Below are 22778 nucleotides of genomic sequence, written 5' to 3' on the forward strand. Positions count from 1 at the left end.
GCAGGCTGGCTACAACACCCCTTCCGTTTCGATATGCACCACCTCGCCGCAATGCTTGCAATGCACCGCGTCGGGGTCATGCAGGAGCAGACCGCAGTTGGAACATTCGCACCGCACTTTGGCGGGCCGGAACAGGGCGGTCGCAAGGCGCAGGAACAGCGTGATCCCCACGATCATCACCAGCACGGCGAGCATCCGCCCGGCCGTGCCGTCGAGCGTGATGTCACCGAAGCCCGTCGTCGTCAGGGTCGTGACGGTGAAGTAGAGTGCGTCGGCGTAATTTCCGATCTGCGGGTTCTGGGGATATTGCGTGGCATAGATCAGGCCCGTCATCACGAACAGGAACACGATCAGGTTCACGGTCGCCAGAAGCACCTGTTCGTGTTCCTTGAAGAACGCGAAGTCCTGCCGCAGGCGGGCGGTGAGTTGGTAGGTGTGCAAAAGCCTGAGCGTACGCAGGATGCGCAGGAACCCGAAGCCTTCGCCCGCAATCGGTGCGAGAAAGCTGACCATCGCCACGATATCGGTCCAGGTCGAGATGCGGCGGAAATGCTGCCACTTGTTTCGGGCCGCGATCACATGGGCCACGAAGTCGGCAAGGATGACGACGCCGATCACCATGTCGATGGTCTCGATGATGCGGCCATGGTCGAAAAACGACGTCACGATCACGAACAGGATCGTCGCGATGTCGAACGCCAGCAGGCCATAGCGGAACCGGTGCGCGCGGTCGCTCGTGCCCTCGTAAAGTTCGCGAAGTCTGGCCTGCATCGACGCCCCTTTCCGCACCGATCAAATCAGCGCAGGCGGGCGGTGGCAAGGTCGGGGGTCGGGTGCGGCGGACCGGGGGACGGGACAGACATATCGGCCCGCCGCTGGGACCGCGCCAACTGGGTCGGCACGGCCCGTTTCAGGCCCGTCACGAGGACGGGGCGAATGTCAGGCTGACGCCATTCAGACAATGCCGCTTTCCGGTCGGTTCTGGCCCATCGTCGAAGATGTGCCCCAGATGCGACCCGCAGCGTGAACAGTGGCACTCGGTCCGAACCGCAAAGAGCTTGCGGTCGTCCTTGGTGCCGATCGCGCCCGGCAGGTTGTCGTAAAAGCTCGGCCAGCCCGTGCCGCTCTCGAACTTCGTCTCGGACGAATAAAGCGGCTGGTCACAACCTTTGCAGTGGAAGATGCCCGCGCGGCTCTCGTCGTTCAGCGGCGAGGTGAAGGCGCGTTCCGTCCCTTCCTCGCGCATCACGCGAAACTCGGCGTCGGTGAGCATGGCGCGCCATTCGTCCTCGCTGCGCGTCACCTCGTAGGTCACGCCCGCCTTGCCGGCGAGCGCCGGGGTGGCCATCACGGCCAGTGCGGTTGTCAGGAATGAGCGGCGTTTCATGGGTCCTCTCCAATGGTTGTGCGCGTTTCGGGCAGACAGGGGGCGCAACTGCTGCCATGCGCCCCCTGCCCTCTGCTCGATGCCCCCGGATTACATCGCGGGCAGAAGAACTTCGTCGATCACGTGGATGACGCCGTTCGACTGGTCGACATCGGCGATGGTGACGGTCGCAGTGCGGCCGCGCTCGTCTTCGAGCATGATCGTGTCGCCGTCATAGGTGGCTTGCAGGGTGCAGCCGCCGACGGTCGGAACCGGGTGGGTACCGCCATCGTCATCGACCATGCCCTTGATCGCGTCGGCCATCGCATCGGCCGCGACCACGTGGCAGGTCAGCACCTTGGTCAGCATGTCCTTGTTCTCGGGCTTGAGCAGGTTCTCGACCGTGCCCGCCTGAAGGTTCTCGAAGGCCGCGTTGGTCGGCGCGAACACGGTGAACGGACCGGGGCCGGACAGCGTTTCGACAAGGCCGGCGGCCTGAACAGCGGCGACCAGCGTCGTGTGATCCGCCGAATTCACCGCGTTCTCGACGATGGTCTTGTCCGCAAACATCGGCGCGCCGCCGACCATCGGGTTCTCGGCGGCGAAGGCGCCACCGGCGGTCACGGCAAGTGCGGCCGTCGCGGTCAGGATCTTGGTACGAAGCATGTGTTTTCTCCCTATGTGTCTGTGTGTCCCGGTCCATGTTGGCCGGGATTACTGAAAGCCACGGAACGGCGCGGGAGAGAGTTTCAGGGTCCAGAAATTTTTTTGTCGATTTTTTCCGAAACGCCCGGTTTTCCCCGGTGTTCAGGGCGTTCGTGGCGCGCCGCCAAAACGAAAAAGGGGGCCGTCGGCCCCCCTGTTCCGTGTCGTTGCGGCGACGTCAGAGCGTCTCGACCGCCCCGGTCGCGATCACCGGACCTGTCGGCGCACCCGTGGGCGAGCCGCCCGGCGGTTCGACCGAAATGGCCAGCACCGCACCATCGAGTTGCGCGGCGATGTCCTGAGACACCGGAAGGCGCGCGGGGGCGGCATCGGGCAGCACACCCATGGAGACGGGCGCATTGTCCCCCGCGATCAGCCATAGCTCGCGCACGGTGCCCGCATCGGGCGCGCCGCTTTCGGGCCGGACGAACAATTCGTTCGTCTCGCCGTCAAAACCGGCCGCGAAGATGAGCGTGCCGTCATCGCCCGCCAGATCGATGTGATAAACCGGGTTCGCAGGCGGCTGCACCCCGGTGACCACCGGGAAGAACACCAGCATGACCGCCAGCGCGGCGGCGAGAAGCCCGGGAATACCCGCGAGCATCCATCGCGGACCGCGCGCCCCGGCGAAAAGCCGTCTGTCGATCCCGCGCCAGACCTTCGCGGGCGGCGGCACCGCTTCGACCTCGTCGGCGAGGCCCGCGAAATCCTCCTGCCACGACAGGACGAGCGCGGCGAGCCGTGGCTCGCGGGTGAGCCGCGCCTTGAAGGCGGCGGCCTCGTCCATCGACATCAACCCGAGCACGTATTCACCGGCTAGGGCGCGGTCGTCTTCTGGCAGTTCGGTCTCGGTCATCCTTCGAGACATTCCCTCAGTTTTATCAGGCTGCGGCGCAGCCAGGTTCGCATCGTGTTCAACGGCACGTCGAAGTGCCGGGCGAGATCCGCGTAGGAGTCGCCGTCGAGATAGGCGCGGCGCACAGCGTTCGCGCGGTCCGGCTCGAGCGTGTCGAAACACGCCTCGACCCGTCGCGCTTCGGACGCGGCGACAGCCTGTGCCTCAGGCCCCGGCCCCTTGTCCGGCATGAAGGCGAGCGCATCGTCACCCTCGGTGCTCTTGCGCGCGCGCAGCCGGTCGATCGCGTGGTTTCGCGCGATCGTGATAAGCCAGGTCATGGGGCTTGCACCCCCTGTGGCGTAGCGTTTCGCGCCCTTCCAGACCTTGACGTAGATCTCTTGCAGCGCGTCTTCGGCTTCGCCCCTGTCCTTCAACACACGCAAGGTGACGCCGAAAAGTTTCGCCGAAGTATGGTCATAGAGATTTTGGAAAGCGGCCCGATCACCAAGGGCACAACGCGCGATCCATGTATCTATCTCGTCGCGTGTCGCCATGCTGCCCCTTCTACTCTGGAAACTACCTTACGCAAATTCCCCCTCCACGCAATCAAATGGGGCGTTCGGCCCCTTTTCCTCGCCCGTCATTCCTTTATGGTGCCGCTTCAGACGAAATGACCGGGCAAAGGACCTCCGATGGCTGACGGAACCACTGACATCAACGCGAAACCGACCGAAGATGTTTCGGTGCGCGAGGTGTTCGGCATCGACACCGACATGAAGGTCAGGGCCTTCGCCGACCGGTCCGACCGGGTGCCGGAGCTGGATTCGACCTACAAGTTCGATCCCGACACGACGCTCGCGATCCTCGCGGGCTTCTCGCACAACCGCCGTGTGATGATCCAAGGCTACCACGGCACGGGCAAATCGACGCATATCGAACAGGTCGCCGCGCGGCTGAACTGGCCGACGGTGCGCGTGAACCTCGACAGCCACATCAGCCGGATCGACCTGATCGGCAAGGATGCGATCAAACTGAAGGACGGTAAGCAGGTCACCGAGTTCCACGAGGGCATCCTGCCTTGGGCGCTGCGCAACCCCGTCGCCATCGTGTTCGACGAATACGACGCGGGCCGCGCCGACGTGATGTTCGTGATCCAGCGCGTGCTGGAACATGACGGCAAGCTGACGCTTCTCGACCAGAACGAGATCATCACGCCGAACAAATTCTTCCGCCTGTTCGCCACGTCGAACACCGTAGGCTTGGGCGATACGACCGGGCTGTATCATGGCGTTCAACAGATCAACCAGGCGCAGATGGACCGCTGGTCGCTGGTCGCGACCCTGAACTACCTGCGCCACGACGCCGAGGCGGCCATCGTTCTGGCCAAGGCCCCGCATTACAACACCGAAAAGGGCCGCAAGCAGGTGGGCCAGATGGTGACCGTCGCGGACCTGACCCGCACGGCGTTCATGAATGGCGATCTGTCCACGGTGATGAGCCCGCGGACCGTCATCAACTGGGCGCAGAACGCCGAGATTTTCCGCGATGTGGGCTATGCCTTCCGCCTGACGTTCCTCAACAAATGCGACGAGCTTGAGCGGCAGACGGTGGCCGAGTTCTACCAGCGGTGTTTTGACGAGGAATTGCCGGAAAGCGCCGCCAACGTGGCGATCGTCTGACCGGGCGGCCCAAATAGGGGGGCGGCCGGGTGCTGGGTTAGTTGAGGATGGAAGAGTGACCGACGGAGTGCCCGAAACGACCCAAGCGGTCGCCACGCCCGCATCGCCGAAGCCGGACGATACACCCGACACCGAAAAGCTGCCGATCCGGTTGGTCATGACCAAGGGCGGCATGTTCCGGGCGGTCTCGACCGCCGGGCACCTGTTGCACCTCGCCGAACAGGATGGTCACGATGTCGTCGTGCGCTGGCCCGAGAGCGTCTACAAAGACCCCGAGATGCGGGGCGACCCGTGGGAGTATTTCTTCGAGCCGCCGATGACCGACTATGCGGGGCCGATCGGGAAGCTCACCGGCATCAATTCGCTGTATCCGGGCACCGTCACCTCGACCGAGCACATCTTTTCGCCGCGCATGTTTCGCGGAATCGCCGAGTCGCAGGATCTGCCCAAGGACCGGCATCTGGGCCACAGCATCCTGACCAAGTTCATCCGTCCGAAAGCCTATGTCCGCGCCATGGCCGACGATTTCCAGACGGCATTCCTGAACCGGCCCTTCGTGGGCCTGCACCTGCGCGGACCGGGGCGTCTGCACGGTGGCGCCGATGTGATGCGCGACCTGCTCCAACCCGGTGAGCCGATCCCTTACAAGTTCTACTTCAAGGCCGTGCGCCGGGCGCTTCGGCAGAACCGGCGAGCGCTGGTATTTGCCTGCTCCGACTCGCAGGACGTGATCGACCGCGTGCGGCGGGAATTCGGAAAGCGCGTCGTGACCTATCCCTCGACACGGTCGCGTTTCGGGGAAATGCACGAAAGCCACCCCGAGAACGAAGGCGCGGTGTACTCGCCGTTCAAACTGGGCCTCGACGTGCTGGTCGAGGCCATGCTGCTCGCCCGCGCGCGCCACTTCGTGCACGGCAATTCGAACGTGTCGAACTACGTTCTCTGTGCCGCACCGGACATGCCGAGCACCTTTGTCTATGAGCCGATCATGGGCAAATACAAGGAACGGATGCGCGCCGAGCTGGCCCAGCAAAAGCAGGCCGCCAAGGGCTGAGCCGCCTGCCCTTTCGCGCGAGGACGGCGGCAGGGAGTGATCGGCCGCGCACGGATCACGCGGTTGTCCCGCCGCCCCGTCGGTTTCTGCGTGTCCTGTGCGCAACAGGACTTTGACCATTCGATCAAAAGAAACCCACCGAAACCAAATCCTTATGAGTCGCGTTGCGTTCGTAACGTTAGGCGCGCGCGGGAAATTTATCATTCTTTCAGAAATGCGTGCTTGATTGGCACATATTTTCTGGAAAGCTCAAAACATGAGCAGAATGAAAACAATATTGCAGGCCGGTCTTGCGACCCTGCTGCTCCCTTCGGCTCTCACCGCCGGCACCAGCGATCTGGTTCGGCAGTTCGCCTCCTGCACCGGACGGTTCTCTGCACAGATGGAGTTTCAATGGCTCCTCGGCGATCCCGCAGCGGACCGAACGCAGGCGGAACGCGCCGCCATGATCTCGCTTCTCGAAGCGGTGGTGCCACCGGAAGACCGTCGTTTGGCGCTTGCCACGAGGATCGAGGCGAAACATGCCCAGAACGTCCTTCTGACCCGAGCGCATTTCAACGCCGACAGCGCGGATGCGGCTTGGGCGACGGAGCGGGCGGCGGTCGAGATCGGGAGTTGTCGGGCCCTGATCCTGTCCTAGGGCCCTGCGCCGGATGCGAAAGACCCGCCACAACGGGCGGGTCTTAGGTCGTTCTCGTCAGGATGCCTGACCTCAGGCCGCTTTCGCCTGATCTTCGGCGCGGGCCGCCATGGTGGCGTTCGCCCACCACGCCAGATCGTCGAACATCGCGGTCGCGGAGGGTGCAAGCACCTCGTCCACCTCGGACATCGGGCCGTCCTGCCCCATCGGGTGAACCTTCATCAACTCGCCACCGCCAAGGTGCACGGCGTGCCGGATCGGCGCCATCTGAAGCTCGACACCGATGCCGCGCAGATGCTCGACCGCGCGCGCCGCGCCGACGCCACCGTAGCCCATCGCGGCCATCGGCTTGTGCACCCATTCGACATAGGCCTGATCGAGCGCGTTCTTCAGCGCGCCGGTGATCGAGTGGTTGTATTCGGCGACGAGGAAGATGTAGCCGTCGAATTCAGCGATTTTCTTCTGCCATTTCAGGACGTTCGGGTCTTGCGACGGCGCCCACATGTTCGACGCGACCTCGTTGAAGAGCGGCAGGTCATAGTCGCGCAGGTCGACGAGTTCGACGTCGATATCGGTGCGGGCCTGAGCCTTTTCCAGAAGCCAAGCGGCGGGTTTGTCGGCGAAACGCGTCTCGCGCGTCGAACCGATGATGAGGGCGATACGGGGTTTGGTCATGATCTCTCTCCAGAGGATGATGTCTGTTCTGACCTCAATCTGATCGCACAGTGACCCCCTTTCAATCGGTGGATTGGTGCGCAGATGCGCAGACTCTGTGCGACGTCAGGCAATCGCATCGCACGGCGCGTCACGGCTTGCCCCCGCCCTGACCCGGTGATTTAACTCTGCCATGGCCAAGAGTTCCGACAACCCCGCCGACCCGTTCAAAAAGGCCCTCGCCGAGGCGACCAAGGTGATGGCGGACGACCATGATCTTCAGGTGACCTATTCGGTCGACCCGTCGGGCACGTCGGGCGATACGATGCGCCTGCCGCAGGTCACCCGCCGCATGTCGCGCGACGAGGTTCTGCTGGCGCGGGGCACCGCCGATGCGCTCGCCATGCGTCACAAGTTCCACGACACCGCGACCCACGCCCGCTATGCGCCATCGGGCGATATGGCGCGCGCGATCTACGAGGCGATGGAAACCGCCCGGTGCGAGGCGATGGGCGCGCGCGTCATGCCCGGCACGGCGTCGAATATCGACCACAAGATCGCGGATGACGCGATGAAACGCGGCTACGTGGGGATCACGCAGCAGACCGACGCCCCGCTGGCAGAGGCCGCCGGGTATTTCGTGCGCAACGCTGCCACGGGCCGTGATCTGCCGCTGGGCGCGTCCAACGTGCTCGACCTCTGGCGCGACTTCATCGAAGGTCAGGCGGGCGACACCTTCGAAGACCTTCAGGACAAGCTGAACGATCAGTCGACATTCGCCAAGTTCACGCGACAGGTGATCGACGATCTGGGCTACGGCGACCAGTTGGGCGATGACCCCGACGACAACATGGACGACGACTCGGACGATCAGGCCGAGGAAGACGAAGACCAGCAGGATCAAGAAGAAGGGCAGGACGAAAGCACGGAAGAGGACGAGTCCGGTGCGACGCCCGAACAGGAGCAGGAGCAGCAGCAGGACGAAAGTCAGGCTCAGGTCTCGATGGACGAGCTGTCGGACGAGGAAATGGGCGAAGAGGCCGAACTGCCCGACGCCGATGCCCCGCACGAACCGCCGCCCCCGCCCCCGGCCTCCGAAGCCGACCCGAACTACAAGGTGTTCTTTTCGGACCATGACGAGGAAATCTCGGCCGAGGATCTGGCCGAACCTGCCGAACTGGAACGCCTGCGCGCCTATCTCGACCAGCAACTCGAACCGCTGAAAGGCGCGGTCGGACGGCTGGCCAACAAGCTGCAACGCAGACTTCAGGCCCAGCAGAACCGGTCGTGGGAATTCGACAAGGAAGAGGGCGTGCTGGACGCCGGGCGCCTTGCGCGCGTCGTCGCGAACCCGACCACGCCGCTGTCGTTCAAGATCGAAAAGGACATGGAGTTCCGCGACACGGTCGTGACGCTGCTTCTGGATAACTCCGGCTCGATGCGCGGTCGCCCGATCTCGATCGCCGCGATCTGTGCCGACGTGCTCGCCCGAACGCTGGAACGCTGTGACGTGAAGGTCGAGATTCTCGGCTTCACCACCCGCGCGTGGAAGGGCGGCCAGAGCCGCGAAAAATGGCTGGCCGACGGGCGTCCGCAGGCCCCCGGACGTCTGAACGACCTGCGCCACATCATCTACAAATCCGCCGACGCCCCGATGCGGCGCACCCGCACGAACCTTGGCCTCATGATGAAAGAGGGCCTCCTGAAAGAGAATATCGACGGCGAGGCTCTGGAATGGGCGCACAAGCGGCTGGTGGGCCGCCCCGAGGCGCGCAAGATCCTCATGGTGATCTCGGACGGTGCGCCCGTGGACGACTCGACGCTTTCGGTGAACCCCGCGAATTACCTCGAAAAGCACCTTCGCGACGTGATCGCGATGGTCGAGAAGAAGAAATTCGTCGAACTGCTCGCCATCGGGATCGGCCATGACGTGACGCGCTATTACGACCGGGCGGTGACCATCACCGATGTCGAACAGCTCGCGGGGGCGATGACCGAACAGCTCGCCGCGCTCTTCGACAGCGACCCCCGCGCCCGTGCGCGGATCATGGGCATTCGGAAAGCCTCCTGATGTTTCAGACCTTCGAGACTTCGTCAGACCCGACCAAAGGCGCGGCCCGGCTGGAGCGGCTGCGCGCCGAGATGGCCGCGGACGGGCTGGACGGGTTCTTCGTCCCGCGCGCCGACGCCTATCAGGGCGAATACGTGGCCGATTGCGACGCACGGCTCGCGTGGCTGACCGGGTTCACCGGCTCGGCCGGGTTCTGCATCGCCCTTGGCGATCAGGCGGGCGTCTTCGTCGACGGGCGCTACCGCAATCAGGTGCGTGGACAGGTCGATCTTGCCGCCTATACCCCCGTCGACTGGCCCGAAGTGAAGCCGGGCGTCTGGCTGGCCGAGCGGCTGGACAAAGGGGCCAGGGTCGGGTTCGACCCGTGGCTGCACACGGCGGGCGAAATCGAGGCCATCGAAAAGGCGCTGCGCGGCAAAGGCATCGAATTGGTCCAGACCGACAACCTCGTCGACCGGATATGGGAGGATCGTCCGGCCCCACCCGCCGAACCGATCTTCGACCAACCGATCGAGTTCGCGGGCAAAACCACCGTCGAAAAACTCGCCGCCGTGGTCGAGACGCTGAAATCCGAGGGCCAGCAGGCCGCGGTTCTGAGCGCACCGGATTCGATTTGTTGGCTTCTGAACATCCGCGGCGCCGACATTCCGCGCGTGCCCGTGATGCAGGCTTTCGCCATCGTGACCGACGAGGGGCGCTGCCTTGTCTTCACCGAACCCACCCGCCCGCTGGACGGGATCGCGCCCTTCGGCGACGAAGTGGCGTTCACGGATATCGCGGAATTCGCCGAGGCCCTTTGCGACCTCATCGGCCCGGTGCGCGTCGATAAGGCGACCGCACCCATCGCCGTGTCGCGCATTCTCGACGCCGAAGGCATCGCGGTGGATTGGGGCCAAGACCCCTGCGCCCTGCCCAAAGCCCGCAAGAACCCGGCCGAGCTTGAGGGCGCCCGCGCGGCCCATCTGCGCGATGCCGCCGCTTTGGTCGAGTTCCTGACGTGGTATGACGCCACCGCGCCGCTTGGCGGGCTGACCGAAATCGACCTCGTGACCGAACTGGAAACCCAGCGCCGGGCGTCCAACGAATTGCGCGACATCTCGTTCGATACGATCTGCGGGTCCGGGCCGAACGGCGCGATCATGCATTACCGCGTGACGCGGGAGTCGAACCGGACGCTGGAAACCGGCGACCTCGTCGTGCTCGACAGCGGCGCGCAATATGTGGACGGCACGACCGACATCACCCGCACCCTGCCCGTGGGCGACGTGGGGGACGACGAGCGCGCGGCCTTCACCCGTGTTCTCAAGGGGATGATCGCGATTTCCCGTGCGCGCTTCCCGCGCGGTGTGGCGGGCGCACATCTGGATGCGCTGGCGCGCTATCCGCTTTGGCTCGCGCATCAGGATTTCAACCACGGCACCGGACATGGCGTCGGGTCTTATCTCTCGGTCCACGAAGGCCCGCAGCGGCTGTCGCGCGTCTCGGACGTGCCGTTCGAACCGGGGATGATCCTGTCGAACGAGCCGGGCTATTACCGCGACGGCGCCTTCGGCATCCGCATCGAAAACCTGATCGCAGTCACCGAAGCTCAGCCCCTGCCCGGCGGCGACGATCGCGATTTCCTCGCCTTCGAAACGCTGACTTTCGTGCCCATCGACCGCCGCCTGATCCTGACCGATATGCTGGACGCCGGCGAACGCGCTTGGCTCGACGCCTATCACAAGACCTGCCTCGAAAAACTCTCGGGCCGCGTTTCGGCCCCCGCGCACCTTTGGCTGACCAAGGCCTGTGCGCCACTTTGACACAGAACATTCATGCAAAACCTGCTAGGCTCCGCCCGGCAGGGACAGGGAGACGCGCATGGCCGACCACATCAAGATCCGCAAAGCCACCGGGAAGTGGGTTGTGCGTGCCGGCGGCGCCGTGCTGGGCGAAACCCAGAACGCGCTCGAACTGATCGAGGGCGACTATGCCCCGGTGATCTACTTCCCACGCGAAGACATCGCCATGTCCTTCCTCGACGCGTCGGACACCAAGACGCATTGCCCGTGGAAGGGCGACGCGTCCTATTATTCGATCCCGACGAAATCGACCGTCATCAAGGACGCGGCATGGTCCTATGAGAACCCGAAGGACGACATGGCCCAGATCAAGGGCTACCTCGCCTTCTACACCGACCGGGTCACTGTCGAGGAACTCTGAACTGTCTGCGGTGTGGGCCTAAGCCCCGCGTGCCGGACGGATACCCGCGCCCGAACGCCTGATCGAGTGGGCGACCCGAGGCCCGCGCGCTCACGAATGTTCTTCGATCGCCGCGTCCGACAGCTTCTTGTTGAACGCCTTCAGCGCGTCCACGTGATGCAGCGCACCCCAGAGTTCCGGCCCCTCGCCTTCGCCTGTGATCGTCACCACGGGGATGAAGGGCGTGCCGGTCTTCTCGAAAATCGGCATCGCCGCGTCGAGCGTCGCGTTGCCGTCGATATAGACCCCATCCTCGATCAGCTCCCAACAGGCGTCCTCGCCCGCCGCGCGCGGGTCTTCCTTCTTGCGCATCACGCTCGCCACCCGAAGCGTCGCCAAGAGCCACGCCTCTGGCCCGGCGGCGAGTTTCACGCCCCGTCGCGCCAGTTGCGTGAGGAAGAAAGACATATCGACGAGCCGGGTCGAAATCGCGGTCGAGATCGACACCGCGACCATGACGGCCAGCCCGGTCTGCCAGTCGCCCGTCAATTCGAACACGATAAGCGTGGTCGAGATCGGCGCGCCCAGAACCGCCGCCGCGACAGCCCCCATCCCGGCGAGCGCGTAAAGCGTTTCGCTTCCCGACACTTCGGGGAACACGGCCGTCGCGATCAATCCATAGGCCAGGCCGGTCAGCGCCCCCACCATCAGCGCCGGGGAGAACACGCCGCCGCCCATGCGCCCCGCCATCGTGATCGACACGGCCACAACCTTGAGCACGGTAAAGACCACGGCTTCGTGCAGGAGCAGTTCCCCCGTCAGAGCGCGCGACGTCGTCTCATACCCCACGCCGATGATGTGCGGGAACGCGATGGCGATTCCCCCCAGCATCAACCCTGCGATGGCCGGGCGCAGAACACGCGGCAGGTTGATGCGTTTCTGAAGCCAATTGCCGAAGTCGTCGGACAGGAAAATCGCGCGCATCAGGGCGACCGCGACCACACCGGCCACCACGCCCAGCAGCAGGAACGCGGGCAATTCGACATAGAACGCCAGCCCGCCCTTTTGCGGCAGGACGAACTCGGTCACGCCGCCGAATTCGAGCCGGTTGATGACCGTCCCCGCCACCGACGCGATGGCGATGGGCGCGAAGGCATGGACGGCGAAGTGACGCAGAACGACCTCCAGCGCGAACAGCGCCCCCGCGATGGGCGCGTTGAAGCTGGCCGAAACCGCAGCGGCGACCGCACATCCGAGGATCTCGCGCGCCGTGACCCCGCTCGCCTCGATCCGGACCGAAACCCAGGTGGCCATGACGGCGGCAAGGTGAACGACAGGCCCTTCGCGCCCCGACGACCCGCCCGCCGAGAGCGTGATGAACGAGGCGAGGGCCGAGCCGAGGCCTGCGCGTTTCTCGACCCGCCCTTCCCACATGGCCGCACCCTCGATCACGTCCGCGACCGAGCGCACGCGCCCGTCGTTGGTCGTCCAGTTCAGGATGAAACCGACGATCAGCCCCCCGGCGGCGGGCAGGACGAGGATCAGAAACCACGGCAGGGTTTCCGCGAAACTGTGCAGATGCGCCACGTCATCGGTGCCATAAAGGAAGGCCTGCAATCGTTCGATGCCAAGACGGAAGAACAAGGCGGCGAACCCGGCCGCGATCCCGATGATGAGCGCGATGACCCAGAACTGCGCCTGCCCCGGCCCCTTTTCGCGGATCAGTGCGAGTGAGCGGGCGCGGTAATCATTGGCGGCGGAGAATTGCCGCTTTACCGCTTTTCTCAACGACACTGTGTTTCCATCCTCGCCCCCGCCTTTTTTTCATTTGGGCGTTTCTATAACTTGGGCCGGACTTCAATGGGGGTAAGGGCATGGCCTTCGATGCCGCATTTTCCGAGCTTGCGACCGTTCTAGGGGATCGCTTGAGCCGGTCCAAGTCCGATCTGGACGCTCATGGCGGCTCCGAGACGCATTTCGCGCTCGCCCCGCCCGATGCCGTCGCCTATCCGCAATCCACCGAAGACGTGTCGCGCATCCTGTCGATCTGCCATGCGCATGGCGTGCCGGTGATCGCCTATGGCGCCGGCACCTCTCTCGAAGGGCATACGAGCGCGATCCGGGGCGGCGTGACATTGGATTTTTCACGGATGGCGGACATCCTGACGATCAATCAGGGCGACATGGACGTGGTCGTGCAACCGGGCCTCACACGTGAGGAACTGAACCGCGAGTTGCGCGCCACGGGCCTGTTCTTCTCGGTCGATCCCGGCGCCAACGCGAGCGTCGGGGGCATGGCCGCCACGCGGGCCTCCGGCACCACCACCGTGCGCTATGGGACCATGCGCGACAACGTGCTCGCGCTCGAGGTCGTGCTGGCGGACGGGCGCGTGATCCGAACCGGCACGCGGGCGCGCAAATCGTCGTCCGGCTATGACCTGACGGGCCTGTTTCTGGGGTCCGAAGGGACGCTGGGGATCATCACCGAACTCACCCTGCGCCTGAACGGGCAACCGGAGGCGATTTCGGCGGGCATCTGCGCTTTCGACCGGATGAACGATGCGGTCGAGGCGGTCGTGGCGGTAATCCAGATGGGTCTTCCGCTGGCCCGGATCGAGTTTCTGGATGCCGATGCCGTGCGTGCCGTGAACGCCTATTCCGGGAGCGAGGTGCGCGAGACGCCGCATCTGTTCGTCGAATTCCACGGCTCGCAGGCAAGTGTCGCCGAGGACGCCGAACGGTTCGGCGAAATCGTCGCGGATTTCGGGGCCTCGGGGGTCGAGGTCGCGACCAAGCCCGAGGATCGCTCGGCGCTCTGGACGATGCGTCACCATGCCTATTGGGCCTGTCTGGGCCTGAAACCCGGCGCGACCGCCGTCGTCACCGATGTCTGCGTGCCGATCTCGCATCTTGCGCAGGCGGTCGAGGAAACGCAGGCCGATATCGCCGCTTCGATCATCGACGGCCCGATCCTGGGCCATGTCGGGGACGGGAACTTCCATGCCATCCTGCTCGTTGACCCGGCCCAACCCGCCGAACTGGAAGCGGCCAAATCGCTGGCCGCCCGGATGAACGAAAGGGCGCTACGCCTTGGCGGGACCGTGACCGGCGAGCACGGGATCGGGAAGGGCAAGCTTGCGTATATGGAGGCGCAGCACGGCGACGCATGGGACGTGATGACAGACATCAAGACCGCGCTGGACCCGAAGGGCATCCTGAACCCGGGCAAGGTGGTTCGCGGCTGACGACCGACCGCATCAAGTGGATCTGGGACGGCACGCTCGACTGGGCGCATCGCCGTTTGCCGCCCGGCGTGCGTCTGTTGTTCGGGGTGCTTCTGATGATCGGTGGCGTCTTCGGCTTTCTGCCCGTTCTGGGGTTCTGGATGATCCCCTTGGGCGCGGCCGTTGCGTGGTTCGACGTCAAACCGATCTGGCACTGGGTCACCCGGCGCAATCGCGAGTGAAAGGAAGATTGCACTTTTCGAACATCCACAGCCGGAAAAGTTCGAAATGTGAAAGCTTCAGATCAGTAATCGAACATTTTAGCCCAAAAGGCTCTTGGCGGCGGCGCGCGCCTCTTCGGTGATGACATCGCCCGAGATCATGCGCGCGATTTCATCCACACGATCGCCGGCATCCAGCGGCGTGACCCGCGAGAGCGTCACGTCGCCCTCGACGGCCTTCGCCACCCGCCAGTGATGGGCACCAAGGGCCGCGACCTGCGGGGAATGGGTCACGACAAGCACCTGACCGCCCTCGTCGGCAAGGCGTTTCAACCGCCGTCCGACCGCATCGGCCGTCGCCCCGCCAACGCCCCTGTCGATCTCGTCGAAGATCATGGTCAGCCCCTCGGCCTCTTTCGTGAGGCACACCTTCAGCGCCAGCAGAAAGCGGCTCAATTCGCCGCCGGATGCGATCTTGTTCAGCGGGCCGGACGGCGCGCCGGGGTTGGTCGCGACCGTGAAGGTCACGGCATCGCGCCCCTCAGGGCCGGGGTCCGTCTCCGAAATCTCGGTCGTGAACACCGCGCGTTCCATCTTGAGCGGCGCGAGTTCTGCCGACATGGCGGCATCCAGACGTGTCGCGGCCTCGGCCCGTGCGTCGCTGAGTGCCCCTGCGGCCGTGTCATAGGCCGCGCGGGCGACGGACAGCGCCTTGCGCAGGTCGGCTATGTCGCCCTCGCCCTTGTCCAGCGCGGCCAGTTTGTCGCGGATCTCGCCCGCGAAGGCCCCAAGATCGTCCGGCGCGACCGCGTGCTTGCGCGCGAGCGCCCGGATCGCGAACAGCCGTTCTTCGACCCGCTCCAATTCACCGGGATCGAAGGCGAGCGCGTCGAGCGCCTGTTCCACCCCCTGCGTCGCCTCGCCCAGTTCCACGAGCGCGCGGTTCAGCGCCTCGATCGCGGGATCGAGCGCCTCGCCCGCCTTGTCGGCCACGCCTTCAAGCCAGCGCAGGGCGTCGCCCATGCGGCCCTCGGCCCCCTCGCCCGGCCCGAGCGCCTCGGCGGCGCGTGTCACATCCTCGCCGATCCGCTGGCCTGCCTGCATCATGCGGCGACGCGCGTCGAGGTCCGCATCCTCGCCGGGTTGGGGGTCAAGCTTTTCCAGCTCGCCCGCCGCGTGGCGCAGAAAGTCCTCTTCCTCCCGCGCCGCCGCCAGCCGGGCCTCGGACGCCGACAAAGCCTTGCCCGCATCCGACAACGCCCGCCACGCGGCCCGGACCTCGGCCACCTGCGCGTCCAACCCGCCGAATTGGTCGAGCAGAAGCCGGTGGGTGCGCGGGTTGAGCAGGCCCTTGTCGTCCTGCTGGCCGTGAAGCTCCACCAGCGTATCGGACAGCGCCCGCAGCACGTCGCCAGAGGCGCGGCGGTCGTTGATCCACGCGCTTTTGGTTCCGCCCGTCCGGTTCACACGTCGCAGGATCAACTCGTCGGAGCGCGGAATCCCCGCCTCGTCCAGCACCGCGTGGGCCGCGTGATCGTCAGGCAGGGCGAAGACCGCCGTCACCTCGCCCTCGTCCGCGCCCTGCCGCACCAGATCGGCACGCCCGCGCCAGCCGAGTACGAAGCCGAGACTGTCGAGAAGGATGGATTTGCCCGCCCCGGTCTCACCGGTCAACACGTTCAGACCCGGCCGGAACTCAAGCTCCAGCCGGTCGATGATAAGCATGTCCCGGATGTCGAGGCTGACGAGCATAGGCGGTTGGGGCTAGAGCCACTCACCCCTGACCATCTGGCGGTAGATCGCGGAGAGCCAGTTGTTGCCCTTGGACTGCGGTTTCAGCCCGTTCTTGGTCAGCAGGTTGTAGCTGTCCTGATACCATTCGGTCGACTGGTAGTTGTAGCCGAGGATCGCGCCCGCCGTTTCCGCCTCGTCCGACAGACCGAGCGAAACGTAGCTTTCCACCAGTCGGTGCAGCGCCTCGGGCGTCTGGGTCGTGGTCTGGAACTGCTCCACCACCACGCGGAACCGGTTCACGGCAGCGGCGTAATGCTTGCGCTTGAGGTAGTAGCGGCCGATTTCCATCTCTTTCGCGGCGAGATGGTCATAGGCAAGGTCGAACTTGAGGATCGCGGAACGCGCGTATTCCGTGTCCGGATACAGTTCGATCACGTCGCGCAGGGCTTGCAGCGCCTGATAGGTCAGGCCCTGATCGCGCCCCACGTCTTCGATCTGGTCGTAGTAGCTGAGGGCGAGAAGATAGGTCGCATACCCTGCGTCCTCATCCCCCGGATAGAAGTCGACGAACCGCTGCGCGGCGGCGCGGGCCAGTTCGTATTCGCCATCCTTATGGTGCGCGAAGGCCTGCATGATGAGGGCGCGCTTGGCGAGTTGGGTGTAAGGGTAAACCCGCTCGACTTCGCCGAACCACTTGGCGGCTTCGTCGTAATCGTTGTTTTCGAGATCGTATTCGGCGCGGGCATAGATCTGCTCGGCCGTGTAATCCTCGATCGGTTTCGTTTCGCGGTCGTCCCCGAAGAGGTTGCTGAACGCCGTGCCCAGGCCCGTGCCCGAACAACCGGCCAGCGTGACAACCAGCGCCAGTGTGGTCGCGCCCTTGAGGAGCCGTGCCACCGTCCTGCCCTGTCGCTGTTCGTGCATATCCCCCGCCTACCCCATCGCAACTGATTCACCGGATTGCAGATCCCGGTCTCGCGTTGGGACTTTTCCTAGCACATAAATTTTCCGGGCAAAATGGTTTGGCGGCGAAAAACACCCGATGTGGTCAAAGTTATCCACAGGGTCTCCAGATATTGTATCCGGGTTCAGGTGTTGCGTGAAGCTGCGCCCTCAACCTTAAGCCATGAAACGAAAAAGGCCGACCCGAAGGCCGGCCCCTTTGCGAGGTATCCTGATGCTCAGTTGGCCTGACGGCGCAGGAAGGCGGGGATTTCCACCCGTTCCTGATCCGGGTCGGCCTGCTGCTCGGGCTCACGCGCCGGGCGGGCCTGCGGCTCATGGCGCGGTTCCTGTTGCGAGGCTTGCTCGGCACCCCCGGTCATCCGGTTGATGAGCGAGTTGATCCCGAAGCGCGGACGATCGCCCCCACCACCCTGCGGCGGCTGCGGTGCGGCCCGGCCTTCGCCGCTGCGCGAGCGGGTCACGGCCGCTTCGAGCCGTGCGAGCGTATCGGCCGAAGGCTGACCGGGCTGCGGCGACTTGGGTGCCACGAACTGCGACACGCCTTCTTGCGGACGGGCCTGCGGGCGCGGCTGCGGCGCGGGCTGCGGAGCCGGTTCGGCGCGCTGCGAGGATTGGAACACGGGGGCCGGCACATCGTCGCCAGCCTCTTCGGCCGGGAAGATGTTCTCGACCTGCTCTTCCGCGGCTGCGGCGGTCGGGTCGATCTCTTCGTCGAAGAACGACGCCTGCGGTTCGTTGCCGTCGGTCGAGTATTCGCTGGAATAGTCCTGCTCATACCCCTGATCGGCGGCGGTTTCCGGCTGGCCGTGCTGGAAGCTCGGCGCGTCGTGGCCGAAGGAATGCTCGACCTCGGCCGGAGAATGCAGCGGCTCGGCCAGCGAGCGGCGCGGCAGCGGAATGTCGGCGTGGGATTCGGTGGCGTCGATGCCGGTGGCGACCACGGAGACGCGCATCTGGCCTTCCATGTCCGTGTCCAGCGTGGAGCCAACGATGATGTTGGCGTCCGGGTCCACCTCTTCACGGATACGGTTCGCCGCTTCGTCGAGTTCGAAGAGCGTCAGGTCGTAGCCGCCGGTGATGTTGATGAGAACGCCCCGGGCACCCTTGAGGCTGATCTCGTCGAGCAGCGGGTTCGCTATAGCCTTTTCGGCCGCCTGAATGGCGCGATCATCGCCCTCGGCTTCGCCGGTGCCCATCATGGCTTTGCCCATCTCGTCCATCACCGCGCGCACGTCGGCGAAGTCGAGGTTGATGAGACCCGGACGCACCATGAGGTCGGTCACGCCCTTGACGCCCTGATAAAGCACGTCGTCGGCCATCGAGAAGGCTTCGGTGAACGTGGTCTTTTCGTTGGCGAGGCGGAACAGGTTCTGGTTCGGAATGATGATGAGCGTGTCGACCATCTTTTGCAGCGCGTCCACGCCGTCCTCGGCCTGACGCATCCGCTTGGCGCCTTCGAACTGGAACGGCTTGGTCACGACGCCGACGGTCAGAACGCCAAGCTCACGCGCGGCCTGCGCGATGATCGGGGCCGCGCCGGTGCCGGTGCCGCCGCCCATCCCGGCGGTGATGAAGCACATATGCGCGCCTGCGAGGTGATCGACGATCTGTTCGATCGACTCTTCCGCCGCCGCTGCGCCGACCGTGGCCCGCGCGCCCGCGCCGAGACCCTCGGTCACCTTCACGCCCATCTGGATGCGGGCCTGCGATTTCGACTGTGCCAGCGCCTGTGCGTCGGTATTCGCCACGACGAATTCGACCCCTTCCAGCGCCTTGTCGATCATGTTGTTGACCGCATTGCCGCCAGCGCCACCGACGCCAAATACGGTGATGCGGGGCTTGAGGTCGTCCTGACCCGGCATGGTGAGGTTCAATGTCATGATCTTTCCGCCTGTCCTTTTCGACTTGTCGTCCTGAGACCTGTCTTATCCGTTGGCCTGTCCAGTTCAGTCCCGGTTTTGGCCGGGCTCTTTCCGATCTGTGCCGGTTATCTGCCTATTTCCCATCAGCTTAACCGTATCCATGACACAGGTCACGCAAAAAACACAAAAAAGCCCCTAAATCCGGTGGATTACCGGGCTTTAGCGGCGAGATTTCGCGTCTCGGGGCATATCTGGTGTCTTGTCGACGGACTCACCCCCGGTCCACGCCCCACCGCTCGTGCGACTGCACCATTGGTGGGCGCGGCAATCAAGGGGATTCCGTGGAAGGCGGCGGTAACTCGCCTGACCCTCAGGGGCTTTCGTAGGGGTCCGGCCTCCTCACCAGTTGTCCTTGAACCATTTGACCGCCCAGCGGAGCGAGCGGGCCGGATAGCTTTCGGCGGGAATGTCGAAATCCCACCATTCGTCCTGCGGCGAGGCCGCGAACAGGCACAGGCCCACGGCGCTGGCGAAGGCCGCGCCGGTCGCGGCCTGCGGCAGCCCCTGCACCCTGAGCGGGCGCCCGATGCGCACCTGCTGGCCCAGGATACGCGGTGCGAGGGTGTCGAGGCCGGGGATCTGGCTCGCCCCGCCCGTCAGCACGATCTGCTGGCTGGGCAGATGATCGAACCCGGCGGCATCCAGACGCGCACGCACCTCTTCGAGAATTTCCTCGACCCGCGGCTTCATGATGCCGATGAGTTCCGACCGGCTCACGGTGCGCCGGTCGTGCTCCCAATCGCCGGTGTCGCCGCCGATCTCGATCATCTCGCGGTCGTCCATGCCGGTGGCGAAAACGCCGCCATAGAAGGTCTTGATCCGCTCGGCGGTCGCCATCGGGATCTGAAGCCCCTTGGAGATATCCGAGGTCACGTGATCGCCGCCCAGCCGCACGCTGTCGGCGTAGATCATGTGTTTCTTCATGAAGATCGACACCCCGGTCGACCCGCCGCCCATATCGATGCAGGCCGCCCCAAGCTCCTGCTCGTCCTCGACCAGCGAGGCGAGGCCGGCGGTGTAGCTGGACGAGGCCAGCCCGGCGAGCTCCAGATCGCAGCGTTTGATGCAATAGGCCACATTGCGCACCGTGGCCGCGTCGATGGTCAGCAGGTGCATGTCGACGGCGAGCGTCTTGCCGACCTGTTCGCGCGGGTCGGAGAGGCCCGAGCGGTGGTCGAGCGCGAAGTTCACCGGCTGGGCATGGATCACCTCCCGCCCCTCGCCGAAATCCGGCACGTCGCAGGAGGCCATGACGCGGGCGATATCGTCCTCGGTGACGGCGGTGCCCGCCACGTCCACCTCGCCCGCCACGCCGTAGCTGCGGGGATTGGCGCCCGAGAAGGTGACGATCACGTGGTCGACCCGCATGTTGGCCATCTTCTGCGCGGCCTGAATGGCGGTGCGGATCGCGCGTTCGGTTTCCTGCATCGCGTCGATCTCGCCGAAGCGGACCCCGCGCGAGCGGGTCGTGGCGGCGCCGATCACGCGGAAGCCCGACTGTCCGGCCAGCGATCCGACCCCGTCGTTCGCCGCGACCCTGTCGTTGCCGTCGAACCTGAGCACGAGACATCCGATCTTCGACGTCCCGATGTCGAGGATCGCGATCACGCCGCGCTGCATCGCGGTCTTTCGCATGGCGCGCATGGCACGCTGCTGTTCGTAGAGCTCCGTCATTTATCGTTCTCCGTTGTCGAGGCTCCGGATGCGTCGAAGCTCCTCGACCGCTGGCTGGGTCATGCGAAGCGTCGGACGCGCGGGGTTGCGCATGTCGATATGGGTCAGGTCACGCGCCAGAACGTCCTGCGCTTCGTCGAGCGCGAGCACCTGTTCCAGCGCGGCGATGGGGGCGATTTCCGGCAGCATGATGCGCTGATCGGGTTCGAGCACGAGGTCCCAGCGCCGTTCGCCCACCCGGACGAGGCCGCGCAGGCGGGGCGCGATGGGGCCTGCCGCCTCAAGGATGCCCCGCGCCTCGGCGACCGCCGCGCCCGCGCCGGGGCCGACGATAAGCGGCAGATCGGGGCGCGACCCGCGATCCTTGAGCGAGGCGACGCGGTGGCCGGTGGCGTCCAGCATGTCGATCCCGCTCGCATGGCGCCAGATGATGACCGGCGTCCGCTCGGTCACCGCGACCTCGAGCACCCCGCCGGGACGGATGCGCAGGGCCACGTCCTGCACCACGTCGAAGGCGGAGATCTGGGCCTGAAGGGCTTCGAGATCGAGGTCGAAAGAGGACACCGGGAACTCGACCGCCACGATGTCGCGGATCGCGTGGTCGAGCACGGGCGAGGCCCCCTCGACCGCCATGAGCTTCACCGCAAACTCGGGGCGCGTTTCGACCGAACGGCGGATTTCGCTGACGGTCTCGACGATGGCGAAGCGGTTGGTGGGGTTCGAGATGTACCAGCCCGCCGCGAACAGCAGGATGAAGCTCGGCAGACCGACCCGCAGCATCGCGCGGTAGACCGGGGTCAGCCAGATGCGATGAATGCGATAGGCCCAGCGCGACGGCGCCGGATCACGTTTCACCGATTGCGTGTGCGTCGCGCCCCGGTTCGCGATCAGCGATTGCATGAGGCGTCCTCCACCATCCAGCGCACGAGCGCGCCGAAGGTGATCCCAACGGTCGCCGCCTGTTCGGGCGTCAGCGACGTGGGCGTCATCCCCGGCTGGGTGTTCTGTTCGAGCAGGATCAGACCGTCGAGCCCTTTGTCCTCATCCCAGCGGAAATCGGACCGCGACACGCCACGACATCCCAGCGCGTCATGGGCGCGCACGGCATAGTCCAGACAGGCCGCCGTGATCTGGTCGGGCAACTTGGCCGGCACCTCGTGGCGCGACCCGCCGGGCTTGTATTTGGCGTCGTAGTCATACCACCCGTCGGTCACGATCTCGGTCACGGCCAGCGCGCGGTCGCCCATGACGGTGACGGTCAGTTCGCGACCGGGCACGTATTTTTCCACCATCAGCGTGTCGGGCATGTCGACGGCCAGTTTCGGCGGCGTGTTCGCCCCCTCGGCCACGATATAGACCCCCACGGACGACCCTTCGTTATAGGGCTTCACCACATAGGGCGGCTCCATCACGTGACGCCCCTCGATCTCGTCCTTGCTGGCCAGACGGCTTTCGGCGATGGGCAGCCCGGCCTGGCTGAACACCTCTTTCGAGCGCTCCTTGTCCATGGCGAGGGCCGAGGACAGGACGCCGGAATGGGTGTAGGGAATCCTGAGCCATTCGAGCAGGCCCTGAACCCGGCCATCTTCGCCGAACTGGCCATGCAGGGCGTTGAAAACGACGTCGGGGGCGATCTCGGACAGGCGCGCGCAAAGGTCGGGGCCGGCATCCAGCTCGACCACCTCGTATCCTTCACCCCGCAGCGCGGCGGCACATTCACGCCCTGAACTGAGCGACACCTCCCGCTCTGCGGAAGGACCACCCTTCAATACCACGACTTTGGGGCTTTGCCTGCTCGCACTGCCCAAGGTCTGCCTCTCGTGACGGTCTTTTGCGACCGTTCTGATCT

21 protein-coding genes are annotated in these 22778 nt (G+C 65.1%); 8 read left to right on the forward strand and 13 right to left on the reverse strand.

The window, feature by feature from the left end; genetic code table 11:
- Window positions 1–9: 9 nt before the first annotated feature.
- The 5 genes from HOY44_RS01960 to HOY44_RS01980 form a co-directional block, all read right to left on the reverse strand.
- On the reverse strand, window positions 10–771 hold the full coding sequence (locus HOY44_RS01960; RefSeq protein ID WP_287432718.1) for an ion transporter: 762 nt from the start codon (window positions 769–771) through the stop codon (window positions 10–12).
- Between the two features lie 148 nt (window positions 772–919).
- A complete protein-coding gene (gene msrB / locus HOY44_RS01965; RefSeq protein WP_287432719.1) occupies window positions 920–1387 on the reverse strand; it encodes a peptide-methionine (R)-S-oxide reductase MsrB in 468 nt (155 codons plus the stop codon).
- Window positions 1388–1477: 90 nt separating this feature from the next.
- Window positions 1478–2032 carry a fasciclin domain-containing protein gene (locus tag HOY44_RS01970; RefSeq protein WP_287432720.1) on the reverse strand — a complete coding sequence of 185 codons (555 nt, stop codon included), beginning with the start codon at window positions 2030–2032 and terminating at the stop codon, window positions 1478–1480.
- A 217-nt stretch (window positions 2033–2249) separates the two neighbouring features.
- A complete protein-coding gene (locus HOY44_RS01975; protein WP_287432721.1) occupies window positions 2250–2927 on the reverse strand; it encodes an anti-sigma factor in 678 nt (225 codons plus the stop codon).
- Window positions 2924–3463 carry a sigma-70 family RNA polymerase sigma factor gene (locus HOY44_RS01980; protein WP_138422808.1) on the reverse strand — a complete coding sequence of 180 codons (540 nt, stop codon included), beginning with the start codon at window positions 3461–3463 and terminating at the stop codon, window positions 2924–2926. The genes HOY44_RS01975 and HOY44_RS01980 overlap by 4 nt, the downstream gene beginning before the upstream one ends.
- A gap of 138 nt (window positions 3464–3601) precedes the next feature.
- On the opposite strand from HOY44_RS01980, the gene cobS reads away from it, so the two are divergent.
- From cobS to HOY44_RS01995, 3 genes are all read left to right on the forward strand, one after another.
- Window positions 3602–4588: a cobaltochelatase subunit CobS gene (cobS, locus tag HOY44_RS01985; protein ID WP_008327780.1), complete on the forward strand. Its 987-nt coding sequence runs from the start codon at window positions 3602–3604 to the stop codon at window positions 4586–4588.
- A gap of 55 nt (window positions 4589–4643) precedes the next feature.
- The gene (locus HOY44_RS01990; RefSeq protein WP_287432722.1) at window positions 4644–5642 is read left to right on the forward strand and encodes an O-fucosyltransferase family protein; all 999 of its coding nucleotides are present in this window, start codon (window positions 4644–4646) and stop codon (window positions 5640–5642) included.
- Between the two features lie 265 nt (window positions 5643–5907).
- Entirely contained in the window at window positions 5908–6282 is a 375-nt protein-coding gene (locus HOY44_RS01995; RefSeq protein ID WP_008327778.1) for a hypothetical protein, read from the forward strand.
- 72 nt (window positions 6283–6354) lie between these two features.
- On the opposite strand, the gene HOY44_RS02000 is transcribed toward HOY44_RS01995, so the two are convergent.
- Complete coding sequence (locus HOY44_RS02000; protein ID WP_287432724.1) at window positions 6355–6957, reverse strand: NADPH-dependent FMN reductase; 603 nt, start codon at window positions 6955–6957, stop codon at window positions 6355–6357.
- A 172-nt stretch (window positions 6958–7129) separates the two neighbouring features.
- Between HOY44_RS02000 and cobT the strand changes: the two genes are divergently transcribed.
- From cobT to HOY44_RS02015, 3 genes are read left to right on the forward strand one after another with little or no spacing between them, the layout of a single operon-like run.
- Complete coding sequence (gene cobT / locus HOY44_RS02005) at window positions 7130–9007, forward strand: cobaltochelatase subunit CobT (RefSeq protein WP_287432725.1); 1878 nt, start codon at window positions 7130–7132, stop codon at window positions 9005–9007.
- A complete protein-coding gene (locus HOY44_RS02010) occupies window positions 9007–10809 on the forward strand; it encodes an aminopeptidase P family protein (RefSeq protein WP_287432727.1) in 1803 nt (600 codons plus the stop codon). Before cobT ends, HOY44_RS02010 begins: the two co-directional genes overlap by 1 nt.
- Window positions 10810–10867: 58 nt before the next feature.
- Window positions 10868–11209 carry a DUF427 domain-containing protein gene (locus tag HOY44_RS02015; protein ID WP_287432729.1) on the forward strand — a complete coding sequence of 114 codons (342 nt, stop codon included), beginning with the start codon at window positions 10868–10870 and terminating at the stop codon, window positions 11207–11209.
- A gap of 90 nt (window positions 11210–11299) precedes the next feature.
- Here HOY44_RS02015 and HOY44_RS02020 read toward each other — a convergent pair whose 3' ends face one another.
- Window positions 11300–12982, reverse strand: a complete 1683-nt coding sequence (locus tag HOY44_RS02020; RefSeq protein WP_502710679.1) for a chloride channel protein — start codon at window positions 12980–12982, stop codon at window positions 11300–11302.
- A gap of 80 nt (window positions 12983–13062) precedes the next feature.
- On the opposite strand from HOY44_RS02020, the gene HOY44_RS02025 reads away from it, so the two are divergent.
- Both HOY44_RS02025 and HOY44_RS02030 read left to right on the forward strand, forming a co-directional pair.
- The gene (locus tag HOY44_RS02025; RefSeq protein WP_287432730.1) at window positions 13063–14433 is read left to right on the forward strand and encodes an FAD-binding oxidoreductase; all 1371 of its coding nucleotides are present in this window, start codon (window positions 13063–13065) and stop codon (window positions 14431–14433) included.
- Between the two features lie 95 nt (window positions 14434–14528).
- Complete coding sequence (locus HOY44_RS02030) at window positions 14529–14654, forward strand: hypothetical protein (RefSeq protein WP_287432732.1); 126 nt, start codon at window positions 14529–14531, stop codon at window positions 14652–14654.
- A 78-nt stretch (window positions 14655–14732) separates the two neighbouring features.
- On the opposite strand, the gene recN is transcribed toward HOY44_RS02030, so the two are convergent.
- From recN to HOY44_RS02060, 6 genes are all read right to left on the reverse strand, one after another.
- Window positions 14733–16385, reverse strand: coding sequence for a DNA repair protein RecN (recN, locus tag HOY44_RS02035; RefSeq protein WP_287432733.1), 1653 nt, complete (start codon window positions 16383–16385; stop codon window positions 14733–14735).
- A gap of 12 nt (window positions 16386–16397) precedes the next feature.
- Entirely contained in the window at window positions 16398–17291 is an 894-nt protein-coding gene (locus HOY44_RS02040; protein WP_008327768.1) for an outer membrane protein assembly factor BamD, read from the reverse strand.
- A gap of 257 nt (window positions 17292–17548) precedes the next feature.
- A complete protein-coding gene (gene ftsZ, locus HOY44_RS02045) occupies window positions 17549–19213 on the reverse strand; it encodes a cell division protein FtsZ (protein ID WP_008327766.1) in 1665 nt (554 codons plus the stop codon).
- Between the two features lie 381 nt (window positions 19214–19594).
- Window positions 19595–20929, reverse strand: coding sequence for a cell division protein FtsA (ftsA, locus tag HOY44_RS02050; protein ID WP_008327760.1), 1335 nt, complete (start codon window positions 20927–20929; stop codon window positions 19595–19597).
- Window positions 20930–21829 carry a cell division protein FtsQ/DivIB gene (locus HOY44_RS02055; protein ID WP_287432734.1) on the reverse strand — a complete coding sequence of 300 codons (900 nt, stop codon included), beginning with the start codon at window positions 21827–21829 and terminating at the stop codon, window positions 20930–20932.
- Entirely contained in the window at window positions 21817–22737 is a 921-nt protein-coding gene (locus tag HOY44_RS02060) for a D-alanine--D-alanine ligase (RefSeq protein WP_050771924.1), read from the reverse strand. The genes HOY44_RS02055 and HOY44_RS02060 overlap by 13 nt, the downstream gene beginning before the upstream one ends.
- Window positions 22738–22778: the final 41 nt, after the last annotated feature.

The sequence above is a fragment of the Maritimibacter sp. genome (genome assembly GCF_016774595.1).
Lineage (GTDB): Bacteria > Pseudomonadota > Alphaproteobacteria > Rhodobacterales > Rhodobacteraceae > Maritimibacter > Maritimibacter alkaliphilus.